Annotated in this window: 13 protein-coding genes and 1 tRNA gene; all 14 read left to right on the top strand. The window is 43.7% G+C overall.

Translation table 11 applies throughout. The features are described from left to right. Window positions 1-132 precede the first annotated feature (132 nt). On the top strand, window positions 133-1,299 hold the full coding sequence (gene sucC, locus AC4IFO_RS20245) for an ADP-forming succinate--CoA ligase subunit beta (protein ID WP_206085302.1): 1,167 nt from the start codon (window positions 133-135) through the stop codon (window positions 1,297-1,299). After that, a complete protein-coding gene (gene sucD, locus AC4IFO_RS20240) occupies window positions 1,299-2,171 on the top strand; it encodes a succinate--CoA ligase subunit alpha (protein ID WP_490737153.1) in 873 nt (290 codons plus the stop codon). Before sucC ends, sucD begins: the two co-directional genes overlap by 1 nt. Before the next feature lie 862 nt (window positions 2,172-3,033). After that, window positions 3,034-4,602 (top strand): cytochrome ubiquinol oxidase subunit I, encoded by a 1,569-nt coding sequence (gene cydA / locus AC4IFO_RS20235; RefSeq protein WP_490737151.1) that lies wholly within the window; start codon window positions 3,034-3,036, stop codon window positions 4,600-4,602. A gap of 13 nt (window positions 4,603-4,615) precedes the next feature. Further along, on the top strand, window positions 4,616-5,755 hold the full coding sequence (cydB, locus tag AC4IFO_RS20230) for a cytochrome d ubiquinol oxidase subunit II (RefSeq protein ID WP_219244296.1): 1,140 nt from the start codon (window positions 4,616-4,618) through the stop codon (window positions 5,753-5,755). Window positions 5,756-5,766: 11 nt separating this feature from the next. Further along, window positions 5,767-5,880, top strand: coding sequence for a cytochrome bd-I oxidase subunit CydX (cydX, locus tag AC4IFO_RS20225; RefSeq protein ID WP_004909083.1), 114 nt, complete (start codon window positions 5,767-5,769; stop codon window positions 5,878-5,880). A 5-nt stretch (window positions 5,881-5,885) separates the two neighbouring features. Next, entirely contained in the window at window positions 5,886-6,173 is a 288-nt protein-coding gene (ybgE, locus tag AC4IFO_RS20220) for a cyd operon protein YbgE (RefSeq protein ID WP_490737148.1), read from the top strand. Between the two features lie 125 nt (window positions 6,174-6,298). Then, window positions 6,299-6,703: a tol-pal system-associated acyl-CoA thioesterase gene (ybgC, locus tag AC4IFO_RS20215; RefSeq protein ID WP_219244294.1), complete on the top strand. Its 405-nt coding sequence runs from the start codon at window positions 6,299-6,301 to the stop codon at window positions 6,701-6,703. Continuing rightward, window positions 6,700-7,383, top strand: a complete 684-nt coding sequence (gene tolQ, locus AC4IFO_RS20210) for a Tol-Pal system protein TolQ (RefSeq protein ID WP_206085308.1) — start codon at window positions 6,700-6,702, stop codon at window positions 7,381-7,383. The genes ybgC and tolQ overlap by 4 nt, the downstream gene beginning before the upstream one ends. 17 nt (window positions 7,384-7,400) lie before the next feature. After that, complete coding sequence (gene tolR / locus AC4IFO_RS20205; protein WP_490737146.1) at window positions 7,401-7,823, top strand: colicin uptake protein TolR; 423 nt, start codon at window positions 7,401-7,403, stop codon at window positions 7,821-7,823. A 51-nt stretch (window positions 7,824-7,874) separates the two neighbouring features. Next, the gene (tolA, locus tag AC4IFO_RS20200) at window positions 7,875-8,993 is read left to right on the top strand and encodes a cell envelope integrity protein TolA (RefSeq protein ID WP_490737144.1); all 1,119 of its coding nucleotides are present in this window, start codon (window positions 7,875-7,877) and stop codon (window positions 8,991-8,993) included. Between the two features lie 146 nt (window positions 8,994-9,139). Continuing rightward, a complete protein-coding gene (tolB, locus tag AC4IFO_RS20195; RefSeq protein WP_206085310.1) occupies window positions 9,140-10,432 on the top strand; it encodes a Tol-Pal system beta propeller repeat protein TolB in 1,293 nt (430 codons plus the stop codon). A 44-nt stretch (window positions 10,433-10,476) separates the two neighbouring features. Then, on the top strand, window positions 10,477-10,974 hold the full coding sequence (gene pal, locus AC4IFO_RS20190; RefSeq protein ID WP_047756402.1) for a peptidoglycan-associated lipoprotein Pal: 498 nt from the start codon (window positions 10,477-10,479) through the stop codon (window positions 10,972-10,974). A gap of 22 nt (window positions 10,975-10,996) precedes the next feature. Continuing rightward, window positions 10,997-11,782, top strand: coding sequence for a cell division protein CpoB (gene cpoB, locus AC4IFO_RS20185; protein ID WP_490737142.1), 786 nt, complete (start codon window positions 10,997-10,999; stop codon window positions 11,780-11,782). A 204-nt stretch (window positions 11,783-11,986) separates the two neighbouring features. Continuing rightward, a tRNA-Lys gene (locus AC4IFO_RS20180) sits at window positions 11,987-12,062 on the top strand. Window positions 12,063-12,065 lie beyond the last annotated feature (3 nt).

The following is a 12,065-nucleotide window of genomic DNA, read 5'->3' as shown; positions in this document are numbered from 1 at the left end:
CAACATAACAGGGCAGGGAACAACCTGCCCGGTCTGAAGTAACCGATGCAGCCCGTTCGCGGGTTGCTAAATCAGTAACAATTGCAGGAGGCGAATAAACGCCTCTTCAGACTCAATTATGGATAGAACATCATGAATTTACACGAGTACCAGGCAAAACAGTTGTTTGCACGTTATGGGATGCCTGCACCAACAGGTTATGCCTGTTCATCAGTCGCTGAAACCGTCGATGCTGCGAAAAAAATTGGCAACGGCCCATGGGTAATTAAATGCCAAGTTCACGCAGGTGGACGTGGTAAAGCTGGCGGCGTTAAAGTGACCAGCGATATCAATGAAGTTAAAGCCTTCGCAGAAAACTGGTTAGGTAAAAACTTAGTTACCTATCAAACAGACGCAAATGGCCAGCCTGTTAACCAAATTCTGGTTGAAACGGCGACTGACATTGCAAAAGAATTATATTTAGGTGCAGTTGTTGACCGTAGCACCCGTCGTGTTGTTTTCATGGCATCGACTGAAGGTGGCGTGGAAATCGAGAAAGTTGCGGAAGAAACACCGGAACTGATCCACAAAGCGATTATTGACCCACTGACAGGTCCAATGCCTTTCCAAGGCCGTGAATTAGCGTTCAAATTAGGCTTAACAGGTAAACAAGTTAGCCAATTTGCGAAAATCTTCATGGGTCTGGCGACACTGTTCCTTGAGCGTGATTTAGCATTAGCTGAAATCAACCCATTGGTTATCAGCACTGCGGGCGACTTAGTATGCTTAGATGGTAAATTAGGCATCGACAGCAACGCATTATATCGTCAGCCTGAAATCCGTGAACTGCGTGACGAATCTCAAGAAGATGCGCGTGAAGCACAAGCGGCTCAGTGGGAACTGAACTACGTTGCATTAGACGGCAACATCGGTTGTATGGTTAACGGTGCGGGCTTAGCAATGGGTACCATGGACATTGTTAAACTGCACGGTGGTGCACCAGCTAACTTCTTAGACGTTGGCGGCGGCGCGACAAAAGAGCGTGTTACTGAAGCATTTAAAATCATTCTTTCTGATGAAAACGTAAAAGCGGTTTTCGTTAACATCTTTGGTGGTATCGTTCGTTGCGACCTGATTGCAGACGGCATCATTGGTGCAGTTGAAGAAGTTGGCGTAAATGTACCAGTAGTTGTGCGTTTAGAAGGTAACAATGCTGAGTTAGGTGCTAAGAAACTGGCTGACAGCGGCTTGAACATTATCGCTGCAAACAGCCTGACTGACGCAGCTAAAAAAGCAGTAGCAGCAGCGGAGGCTAAATAATGTCTATTTTAATCGATAAAAACACCAAAGTAATTTGCCAAGGTTTCACTGGTGGTCAAGGTACATTCCACTCAGAACAAGCAATTGCTTATGGAACACAAATGGTTGGTGGTGTGACTCCGGGTAAAGGCGGCACAACTCACCTCGGTCTGCCAGTATTTAACACCGTGCGCGAAGCGGTTGAAGCAACAGGCGCAACGGCCTCTGTTATCTACGTTCCAGCACCATTTTGTAAAGATTCTATCTTAGAAGCTATCGATGCAGGCATTAAACTGATCATCACTATCACTGAAGGTATCCCAACGCTGGATATGCTGACTGTCAAAGTGAAATTAGATGAAGCTGGCGTTCGCATGATTGGTCCAAACTGCCCAGGTGTAATCACTCCAGGTCAATGTAAGATTGGTATCCAACCAGGCCACATTCACTTACCAGGTAAAGTGGGTATCGTTTCTCGTTCAGGTACACTGACCTATGAAGCGGTTAAACAAACCACAGATGCAGGTTTAGGCCAATCTACCTGTGTTGGTATCGGTGGTGACCCAATCCCAGGTTCAAACTTTATTGATATTCTGGAAATGTTCCAAGCTGACCCACAAACTGAAGCGATCGTGATGATCGGTGAAATCGGTGGTAACGCAGAAGAAGAAGCTGCAGCGTATATTAAAGAGCACGTGACTAAGCCTGTTGTCGGTTACATCGCGGGTGTGACTGCGCCGAAAGGCAAACGTATGGGTCACGCTGGTGCAATCATCGCTGGTGGTAAAGGTACTGCTGATGAGAAATTTGCTGCATTAGAAGCGGCGGGCGTGAAAACCGTTCGTAGCCTTGCAGACATCGGTGATGCCGTTAAATCATTGCTGAACAAGTAAATGATCCGCTAGGCAACTAGCAACCGTAAGAGACGAAAGCCCGTGCTCAATTGAGTGCGGGTTTTTTTGTGCCTATTGTTGGGCGAGGCTCACAAGGTCTAACATAATTTCTGTACCACTTATAAGGTTTTCTAAAAAAGAGTGTCTATACTTAAAAAAAATGCACCAGAAAGCGCATTGATGACCGTTATAAGGACAAAAAAGTGCGTGGGTTAGCAAACGATAGGGGAGTGTTCGCACTTTATGCAAAAAATAGCGAAATTGCGGCACATCAAATTTATAACTTTTAGGGGGGAACAATTATCCGAATATAGGGGTTTAGTTGAGTTAGATTCGGATATTAATAAAATTCATAATAACTTTAAAATAAGATACTATTACAAATTAAATATTCTTTTTTGGAGTCCTTAATACAAAGGTTATATTTATTTGTTAATCTTTGGCAAAATTAAGTACATTTATATCAATACCAATAACAGCACATTAACAAGTGAATAACCATTAATTGACTGAAGCTCAGAACAATTAACAAGATGAAAAAAATTGACGTAAATCAATTCATTGGAGCTGGCTTTATTTTGTTAAATTGCTTAAATTGGTGCTCGATCAAATACTCGGTTTTCTATTAAAGAGTATAATTATTGATGTAAATTCAGAATTCAAATCTGAGTCACGTAAAAGAAGTTTATTGTATGTGAAGATAGGCGTACTATTATTATAGTAACGTTCGTTCTTTTAATTTTGTTAATTATTTGTTGTTTTGAGGCATTTTTTGCTGGTAGTTAAGAGGCTTTCTAAAAACATAATTTGGAAGCTGGGTTGCCGCAAGTCGGTGTCTTCCTGCTAGGAGCAAGGAGTCAAGATGTTTGATATTGTCGAACTGTCACGATTACAGTTTGCCTTAACTGCGATGTATCACTTCCTGTTCGTACCATTAACGCTCGGTATGGCGTTTTTGCTTGCGATCATGGAAACGGTATATGTGCTGTCTGGCAAGCAAATTTATAAAGATATGACTAAGTTCTGGGGTAAGTTATTTGGTATTAACTTCGCCCTGGGTGTTGCAACGGGTCTGACTATGGAGTTCCAATTCGGGACTAACTGGTCTTACTACGCGCACTATGTAGGAGATATCTTCGGTGCACCTCTTGCAATCGAAGGTCTGATGGCGTTCTTCTTAGAATCAACGTTCGTCGGTTTATTCTTCTTTGGTTGGGATCGTTTAAGCAAAAAACAACACCTAGCTGTAACATGGTTAGTTGCTTTAGGTTCTAACTTCTCTGCTTTGTGGATCTTGGTTGCGAACGGTTGGATGCAAAACCCAATCGCTGCTGATTTCAACTTCGAAACAATGCGTATGGAAATGGTTAGCTTCTCTGAGCTAGTCCTAAACCCAGTTGCGCAGGTTAAGTTCGTCCACACAGTTGCTGCGGGTTATTGTACCGGTGCAATGTTTATCCTTGGTATTAGCTCTTACTACCTGCTTAAAGGTCGTGATGTTGCTTTTGCTAAACGTTCTTTTGCAATTGCTGCAAGCTTTGGTATTGCTGCCGTTCTGTCTGTTATCGTTCTTGGTGATGAATCAGGTTACGAAATGGGCGACGTTCAGAAAACCAAACTGGCCGCTGTTGAAGCAGAGTGGGAAACCCATGCTCCACCAGCTGCGTTTAACTTAATCGCTTGGCCGGATACTGAGAAGCAAGAAAACAAATTTGCTATCTCAATTCCTTGGGCGATGGGTATCATTGCAACCCGTTCTATCGATACGCCTGTATTAGGTCTGAAAGACCTGATGAAACAGCACGAAGTTCGTATTCGTAACGGTATGGTTGCATATGGTCAGTTACAAGAGCTGTTAGCGGGTAACAAAGATCCTGATTTGCGTGCAGCATTCGAAGCAAGCAAAAAAGATCTGGGTTACGGTCTTCTGTTAAAACAATACGCACCAAATGTGGTTGATGCGACAGAAGCACAGATTCAAAAAGCAGTTAAAGACAGTATTCCGAACGTAGGTCCACTGTTCTGGGCATTCCGCATCATGGTTGGTGTCGGCTTCCTGTTACTGTTAATCATCAGCTGGGCATTCCTGTCAGTGGTTCGCAACCGTATTGGTCAAAGCAAACTGCTGTTACGTATTGCCTTGATTGGTATCCCATTACCATGGATTGCAATTGAAGCAGGTTGGTTCGTTGCAGAATATGGTCGTCAGCCATGGGCAATTGGTGAAGTGTTACCGGTTTCGGTCGCACACTCTAATTTGACAACTCATGACCTGATCTTCTCTATGGCACTGATCTGTGGTCTGTACACACTGTTCTTAATTGCTGAAATGTTCTTAATGTTCAAATTCGCTCGTAAAGGGCCTAGTAGCCTGAAAACCGGTCGTTATCACTTTGAACAGAAAAACACTTCTGCACACGACGTTCAGTAAATAGGAGCCACTTATGTTTGATTATGAAGTTCTTCGGTTTGTGTGGTGGATCCTTATCGGTGTATTACTGATTGGATTTGCTGTCACGGATGGCTTTGACATGGGCGTTGGCTTCCTATTACCTATCTTAGGTAAAACAGATACTGAACGCCGTATCATGATTAACGCCGTTGCACCGCACTGGGATGGTAACCAAGTTTGGTTAATCACTGCTGGTGGTGCGATGTTCGCTGCATGGCCACAAGTCTATGCTGCGTCATTCTCTGGTTTCTATATCGCTATGATTTTGGTATTAGCTGCATTGTTCTTCCGTCCGGTTGGTTTCGACTACCGTTCAAAACTGGAGAACCCAAAATGGCGTAATATGTGGGACTGGGGTCTGTTTATTGGTGGTTTCGTTCCACCATTAGTTATCGGTGTTGCGTTTGGTAACCTATTATTAGGTGTTCCACTGCAAATTGATAACCAACAGTACTTAACCTATACAGGTAACCTGTTTGGTCTGCTGAACCCGTACGGTCTGTTAGCTGGTGTAGTCGGTTTAATGATGATTGTTACCCAAGGTGCAACTTATCTGCAAATGCGTACTACGGGCGAACTGTACTTACGTGTGCGTAAAGCAACGTATATCTGTGCATTAGTCACTCTGTTAGCCTTTGCGGGCGCAGGCGTTTGGTTAGTGATGGGAATTGATGGCTATGTTGTGACCTCAACACTGGATCACCATGCAGTATCAAACCCACTGAACAAAACAGTCGAAGTGGTTTCAGGTGCTTGGTTGACTAACTTCAACACTTATCCAATCCTGTGGGCTCTGCCTGCACTGGGTCTGGCACTGCCATTACTGACTATGCTGTTCAGTAAAGCAGACAAAAATGGTTGGGCGTTTGTTAGTTCTTCATTAACCATCGCTTGTATCATTTTAACTTGTGGCGTAGCAATGTTCCCATTCATCATGCCTTCAAGCATCATGCCAAATGCAAGCTTGACCATGTGGGATGCGACTTCTAGCCTGTTTACTCTGCAAGTGATGACCGTGGTTGCTATTATCTTTGTTCCAATCGTACTGGCATACACCGCATGGTGTTACTACAAAATGTTTGGTCGTCTGGACAAAAACTTCATCGAAGGCAACAAGCACTCACTGTATTAAGGAGCATAACTATGTGGTATTTCGCCTGGATCCTCGGCACGCTGTTAGCTTGTAGTTTTGCAGTGATTGCAGCATTAGCGTTAGAGCACTCTGAAGACTCTAAAGCCGCTAAAGATGGTGAGTAAGTAATATGCTGGTGGATAAAACCTATCAGCTAATGGATAAGGGGCCGATAAGGGCCCTTATCCTTATTTTAGCTTTAGTAACAGCTGGTGCTGTCATGTGGGACCCGAGCCTATTTGCAGCCAAGACCAGTTCATTCCTTATTTGGCAAGGGCTATTACTCATTTGGGCAACGTGTACGGCGATGATTTTTGGTGTAGGTTTTAAACCGCAAAAAGTGATCTTTCGTGCAATATTTCACCCATTGCCAGCAGCCATCATTCTTATTTGGGGACTTTTTCAAGTCTTTAGATAATTCTAATTGCTAATTGTGGGTCAATGGACCCATAATTATTTTTGATATCTTTACTTTCAAAGTGATTCCAAACTGACACTGTCTTGCGTATAGTGGCACCGTTAATGAATTTAACCTAAGACGGAGTGGTTGATATGTTATTTCGCTGGCCTGTTCGCGTGTATTATGAAGATACAGATGCGGGCGGTGTGGTTTATCACGCGCGCTATTTAGCTTTTTTTGAGCGGGCAAGAACAGAAATGTTGCGAAATAAAGGGATCAACCAGCAAAGTATGCTTACTGAGAACCTTGGCTTTGTTGTGCGTAGCATGACAATTGATTTTGTGAAGGGCGCTCGGTTGGATGACATGTTGGAAGTTGAGACGCAAATTGTTGAAATGAAACGCGCCTCATTAACCTTTCATCAAAGGTTAGTTGATTCGCAAGGTAACCTGCTTTGTGGGGCTAATGCCCTTATTGCTTGTGTGGACACATCAAAAATGAAGCCTACAGCGCTTCCTAAGTCTATTGTCGCGGAGTTTAAACAGTGACTGACATGAATATCCTGGATTTATTCCTAAAAGCGAGCCTTTTGGTTCAGCTCATTATGTTCGTTTTGATCGGTTTTTCTATCGCATCATGGGCGATCATCATTCAAAGAACCAAAATTTTAAATGCTGCTAGCCGTGAAGCAGAGGCATTCGAGGATAAGTTCTGGTCAGGAATCGAGCTATCGCGCTTATACAAAGAAAGCCAAGCGCGTCGTGATGAACTCAGTGGCGCAGAACAAATTTTCCATTCAGGCTTTAAAGAATTTGTTCGTTTACATCAAGCGAATATCCATGCGCCTGATGCCGTGGTTACGGGGGCATCCCGTGCAATGCGTATTTCAATGAATCGTGAATTAGAATCCGTAGAGGCACACATCCCATTCCTAGGTACCGTTGGGTCAATTAGCCCATATATTGGTTTATTTGGTACGGTTTGGGGGATCATGCATGCCTTTATCGCATTAGGTGCGGTTAAACAAGCGACACTGCAAATGGTTGCGCCAGGGATTGCAGAAGCCTTGATCGCAACTGCGATTGGTCTGTTTGCCGCAATTCCAGCGGTGATGGCGTATAACCGCTTAAACCAGCGTGTTAACAAGTTAGAACAAAGCTACGATAACTTTATGGAAGAATTTTTAGCCATCTTGCATCGTCAAGCCTTCTCTGCTGATAAGAAATAATACGGGGAGATAAGCGAATGGCGCGCACTAGTCGCAAACGTGAGCTGAAATCCGAAATTAACATCGTTCCATTGCTGGATGTCTTGTTGGTACTTTTGCTGATCTTTATGGCAACTGCACCCATTATCTCCCAAAGTGTGGAAGTTGAATTACCGGATGCTACAGATACACAGACCGTATCATCAAGTGATAACCCCCCGATTATTTTAGAAGTATCGGGAGTGGGGCAATACAATATGCGCCTTGATGGCGAGGTGTTAGAATTGCTTCCACCAGAACAGATTGCGGCTGAAGCTAAATCTCAATTAGAGAAAAATCCCAAAGCGGTTTTCTTAATTGGGGGAGCAAAAGAAGTGCCTTATGAGGAAGTGATTAAGGCATTGAACATTTTGCACAGCGCAGGGATTAAATCTGTCGGCTTGATGACTCAGCCTATCTAGGCTGAGTTGTTGTGGTTTGAATAAGTCACACATCTTTTTTTGGATACCAGAGTGGGAAAGACAAAAGAGAAAAAAGATAACTTAAACCGGTCACTTGTGATGTCAGTGGTGCTGCATGTCCTGTTGATTGGTTTGATCGTTATAGGCTCTTTAGTTTCCGTCGTCAAACTTGGTGGTGGCGGAGAAGAAGGGACTGTCATCGATGCGGTGATGGTCGACCCTGGCGTGGTTGTTGAGCAATACGAAGAAATGCAAAAACAACAAAACATGGCCAGACAAGCGGCTAAAGAGCGTAAAGAGCAAGAACAGAAGCAAGATGCCGAGCTAAGAGAACAGCAAGAGAAGGAACAAAAACGCCTTCAAAAACTAGAAGAAGAGCGCATTAAAACTGAACGTGATACAGCTGAGCAGCAAAAGCAAGCTGAGGAACAACAGAAAAAAGCGTTAGATGCCGCGAAGAAAGCTAAGGAAGAGCAAAAAATAGCGGAAGAAGCGGCTGCGAAAGCAAAAGCGGAAAAAGAAAAATTAATAAAAGAGCAAGCGGCAGAGAAAGCTAAAGCCGAAGCTCAGGCACAAAAAGAAGCTGAAGCGACTAAAGCCAAAGCAGAAAAAGAAGCTAAAGAAAAAGCGGAAAAAGAAGCCAAAGAAAAAGCAGAAAAAGAGGCTAAAGTAAAAGCCGATAAAGAAGCTAAAGCCAAGGCAGATAAAGAAGCCAAAGAAAAAGCCGATAAAGAAGCGAAAGCAAAAGCCGCTAAAGCCAAGGCGGAAGCAGCTAAAAATGCCGCTTCAGTTGATGACTTACTAGGTGACTTAACGGCATCGGGTCCGAGCAAAAAAGGCGGTGAAACCGCGGCAGGAACGGGTGGTGGTAAAAAATCGGGTGCTTCTAATGCAGATGTTGATAGCTATGCAGGTAAAGTAAAAGCGGCAATTCAAAGCAAATTCTATGATTCGGATACGTTTCGTGGACGGACGTGTGAACTGCAATTGAAGCTTGCACCAGATGGTTTATTAGTGAGCATTACCCCAAAAAATAGCCCGACCAATGACGCAGCGCTATGTGATGCGGCAATACGAGCAGCGAAACTTGCTACGATGCCAAAACCGCCTAACCGCGAGGTCTATGATACATTTAATAAAGCAGGTAGCACTGTTGTGTTTAAGCCTTGATTTTCAATAACTCAGAGCTATCTGTATTGAAAAGTTTATGGCAATAGCATAAATAGTTTGCGTAGTATCTAGTTTTGTTATTATACCTTTGTTAAAATTCAGCGAATTATTGCGGTGGTAAATAATACGCAATAAGGGAGATAAGAATGAAGCAGGCTTTTAAAGTAGTTTTAGGGTTCCTAATGCTATGGGCGACAGTGGCTCAGGCTGAAATACGTATTGAGATCACTGAAGGTGTAAACTCAGCTCAACCAATTGGTGTGGTGCCTTTTAAATGGTCTGGTGCAGGCGCACCGCCACAAGAAGTTGGCCAAATCGTGGGCGCTGATTTACGTAATAGCGGGAAATTTAACCCAATTGAGCCAAGCCGTATGCCTCAACAACCCGGCACTGCATCGGAAGTGATCCCAGATGCATGGACAGCATTAGGTATTAATGCTGTGGTTGTGGGCCAAGTACAGCCAGCAGCAGATGGTAGCTTTGTAGTTAGCTATCAGTTAGTGGATGTTGCCGCTAATCCGGGTGCTGTATTATCTCAAAACCAATTTAAAGTCACAAAAGAGTGGTTACGCTATGCGGCGCACACTGCAAGTGATGAAGTCTTTGAAAAACTGACAGGCATTCGTGGTGCATTCCGTACACGTATTGCATATGTTGTTGTTAACAAAGGCGGTCAGTATCCATATGAATTACGAGTTTCTGATTACGACGGTTTCAACCAGTTTACGGTTCACCGTTCACCAGAGCCTCTAATGTCGCCTGCTTGGTCACCAGACGGTGAAAAACTGGCGTATGTAACTTTTGAAAGCGGTAGTTCAGCACTTGTCATTCAAACATTGTCTTCAGGAGCAGTTCGTCAGGTCGCGTCTTTCCCACGTCATAATGGGGCACCTGCATTCTCTCCAGATGGGACAAAATTGGCATTTGCACTGTCTAAAACAGGCAGCCTGAATTTATATGTTATGGACTTAGCAAGTGGGCAAATTCGTCAGGTAACCGATGGTCGCAGTAACAATACTGAGCCAAGCTGGATGCCAGATAGCCAAACTTTGGTCTATACTTCAGATCAGGCGGGGCGCCCGCAGATTTATAAAATGAATATTAATGGTGGCAGTCCGACACGTGTATCTTGGGAAGGAACACAAAATCAGGACGCTGATGTTAGCCCGGATGGTACTTTCTTAGTGATGGTCAGCTCCGGCGGCGGTCAGCAACATGTCGCCAAACAAGATCTGGCAACGAACAACGTTGAATTTTTAACGAAAACGTTCCTAGATGAAACGCCGAGTATCGCACCTAACGGCACTATGGTAATTTATAGCTCCTCTCAAGGCTTGGGGACTATATTGCAGCTAGTTTCGACCGACGGGCGTTTCAAAGCGCGTCTTCCGGCGACTGATGGACAGGTCAAATTCCCTGCCTGGTCTCCGTATCTGTGATGCATAATAATAATGTGTGGCAAAAAATATTAAGGATCAAAACGATGCAACTGAATAAAGTGCTTAAAGGGCTGATGATCGCGTTACCAATCATGGCAGTCGCAGCTTGTAGCTCTAACAAAAACAATGACCAAGATGGCGTAGATACTTCTACTAACCAAACTAACACTGGTCTGTCTGCGGAAGAGCTGGCACGTCAGCAAATGGAACAGCTGCAACAAAACAACACTGTTTACTTTGGCTTTGACAAATACAACGTATCTCCAGAATACGCTGATATGTTAGATGCACACGCAGCATTCCTGCGTAGCAACCCATCTGTACGTGTTGTTGTTGAAGGTCATGCGGATGAGCGTGGTACTCCAGAATACAACATCGCACTGGGCGAGCGTCGTGCTAATGCAGTTAAAATGTACCTGCAAAGCAAAGGTGTTTCTGGTGACCAAGTTTCACTGGTTTCTTACGGTAAAGAAAAACCAGCTGTGTTAGGTCATACTGAAGCAGACTACGCGAAAAACCGTCGTGCAGTCATTGCATACTAATAGATAAGCGAAATTATCTATTATGAACAGTAACTTCAGACACTTACTAGTCGGTCTGTCGTTATTGGTTGGCGTAGCGGCCCCTTGGGCCGCTATTGCCCAAGCGCCAATCAACAATGTCGGATCTGGTTCTCCAGGTGACCGTCTATCCCAACTTGAGACTGCAGTATCTTCTCAAGGTCAAATTCTGTATCAAATTCAACAGCAACTCGCTGATAACCAACGTGATATCGATATGTTACGTGGTCAGATTCAAGAAAGTGAATACAAATTGAATCAAGTCATCGAACGCCAAAAAGATTTGTACATGCAATTAGACAATGCGGGTGGCGGCAATTCAGCTAACTCAGGTGATGCGCCTGATACTAGCTCAGCAAATACATCATCTTCCTCAAATACGCCAGCGGCAACTGCCAACACAGGTGGAAATGAGAAAGATGATTACAATGCTGCGGTTAAGCTCGCAATGGAAAGCAAGTCAAAAGCTCAAATTGATGACGCTATCGGTGCATTACAAGGTTTTATTAAAGCCTACCCTAAGTCAGGATATCAATCTAACGCCAACTATTGGTTGGGGCAGTTAAACTACAATAAAGGTAGCAAGGACGACGCTGCATTCTACTTTGCCACTGTAGTGAAGCAATATCCAAAATCCCAAAAAAGCAGTGAAGCCTTATATAAAGTTGGGCTGATCATGCAAGACAAGGGACAAAAAGATAAAGCGAAAGCTGTTTACCAACAGGTGTTGAAACAATATCCAAACAGTGCGGGCTCTAAATTAGCTGAAAAAAAGCTAAGTGCACTTTAATATCTAGCCCCGAAGCGATATTACCGAATATTTCGGGGTTATCAGTATGATAAGTGTGCATTCAATCTTTTTTTGCAAAAAAATCATTGCACCCTCGTCAGAAATCAGTAATATAAGCCGCCGTTGATACGAGAATACGGTTAACCGAAAATCTCGCAAAACAGCAAGAAATTTAGTTTTAGATGTATTAGTAGCAAATTAGATGGGTCGTTAGCTCAGTCGGTAGAGCAGTTGACTTTTAATCAATTGGTCGCAGGTTCGAATCCTGCACGACCCACCATCT

It is taken from the genome of Providencia sp. UF-224, assembly GCF_058245955.1.
The sequence above is the reverse complement of the archived record's forward strand: the minus strand, read 5'-3'. Positions and strand labels throughout refer to the sequence as shown.